The organism is Novosphingobium sp. PY1 (genome assembly GCF_017312445.1).
In the GTDB taxonomy this organism is placed as follows: domain Bacteria; phylum Pseudomonadota; class Alphaproteobacteria; order Sphingomonadales; family Sphingomonadaceae; genus Novosphingobium.
Map to the genome: position 1 here is coordinate 1 of NZ_BLTI01000033.1, position 1,394 is coordinate 1,394.

General features: G+C 64.3%; 1 protein-coding gene and 1 pseudogene. Both read right to left on the reverse strand.

Going from position 1 to position 1,394, the window contains the following annotated elements; all coding sequences use genetic code 11:
• Positions 1-114 precede the first annotated feature (114 nt).
• Positions 115-348, reverse strand: a pseudogene (locus J3474_RS22850) (transposase zinc-binding domain-containing protein); the annotation flags it as partial.
• A gap of 4 nt (positions 349-352) precedes the next feature.
• Complete coding sequence (locus J3474_RS22480) at positions 353-1,258, reverse strand: site-specific integrase (RefSeq protein WP_207095709.1); 906 nt, start codon at positions 1,256-1,258, stop codon at positions 353-355.
• Positions 1,259-1,394 lie beyond the last annotated feature (136 nt).

Sequence of the window (1,394 nt, forward strand, 5' to 3'; positions counted from 1 at the left end):
GAAAGAAGAAGAAGGAAGAAGAGAGGAGAAGGAGGAGAGGGGGAGAGAAGAGGGGGAGAAGAGACCGCTGCGACGCAGAGGGCACAGAGAAGAGAAACGGCAAAAGAAAGCAGGGGAAGGACAACGAGAAAAATTACTGGATCTGCCCATAAGGCAGGAGTTGTAGGCGATCCGCCAATGCCCGCAGTCCTCGCAGGCCTCCACGTGGCCGCCCAAGGCTGCTGTCCGGCAGTTCTCGATCGCCGTCATCACCTTGAGCTGGACGAGGTTCAGGTGCCCGGCATGGGCGGCCCGATAGCCGGGTCCGGCAGTGCGGAAGATGTCGGCGACCTCGAGCGGGGCGCGCACCGGCTCAGCCGTCGGGCGCTGCCTGCAAGTCCGAGAACATGGCCAGCCGGTCGAGCGGGCTGACGACGTTCTTGACCGTGCGCGTCGCCACCCGGGTGTAGAGCGAGGTCGTTGATAGCTGGGCGTGACCGAGCAGGACCTGGATGATGCGGATATCGACGCCATCCTCGAGCAAGTGGGTGGCGAAGCTATGGCGCAGCGTATGCGGCCCGACCCGCTTGGTGATGCCGGCGGCATGGGCGGCATCGGCAGCGATCCGGTGCACCTGCCGATAGCAGATCGGCTTGAGGTAGTGCTGGCCAGGGAACAGCCAGCCATCGGGATGCATCACGCCCTCTTTCCGGCCGACCTTCCACCATTCGCGCAGGAGCAGCAGCAGATCGTGGGCGAGCATCGCGTTGCGGTGACGGCCGCCTTTGCCGCACTGGACGCGAAGCAACATCCGCTCACTATCGATGTCGCGGACCCTGAGCTTCGCTACTTCCGAAGCGCGCAGGCCGGCACCATAGGCAACCGACAGAATCGCTTGGTGCTTAAGGCTGGTGGTTGCGTCCAGCATCCGCGTGACCTCCTCGCGGCTGAGCACGGTGGGTAGCGCGCGGGGATGCTTCACCCGGTGAAGCTTGCGCGTCACCTCGGGGCGATCGAGCGTGCGGCAGTAGAAGAACCGTAGCGCCGACACCGCGGCATTCATCGCTGGAGCACCGAGGCCAGTCTGGCTCTGCTCGATCTGATACTGACGTAGATCTTCGTCGGTCGCCTGGTCAGGTGGGCGGCCCAGCCAGCCGGCGAACCGGGCAACGTCACGCACGTAGTTGCGCTGCGTTGCCAGCGACAGCCGGCGCACGTTCATGTCTTCGATCAGGCGCTCGCGCAGCGATACGGCGGCGTAGGTGGGGGTGTTGGTCATCGTCGACTCCTCTGGTGTGGGGAGCCGAGAGGGTCTGCCTCAGGTGGACTGCGCTCAACTGAAGCGTGTTGTATGGGACGGCATTACAACGTCAGGTCAGGCACCACTCCCGCGCCAGCGGGTCGTCTAATCGCCC

Coding starts and splice junctions, on each gene's coding strand:
- J3474_RS22480 (WP_207095709.1), bottom strand. CDS start 1,258: ATGACCAACACCCCCACCTACGCCGCCGTATCGCTGCGCGAGCGCCTG.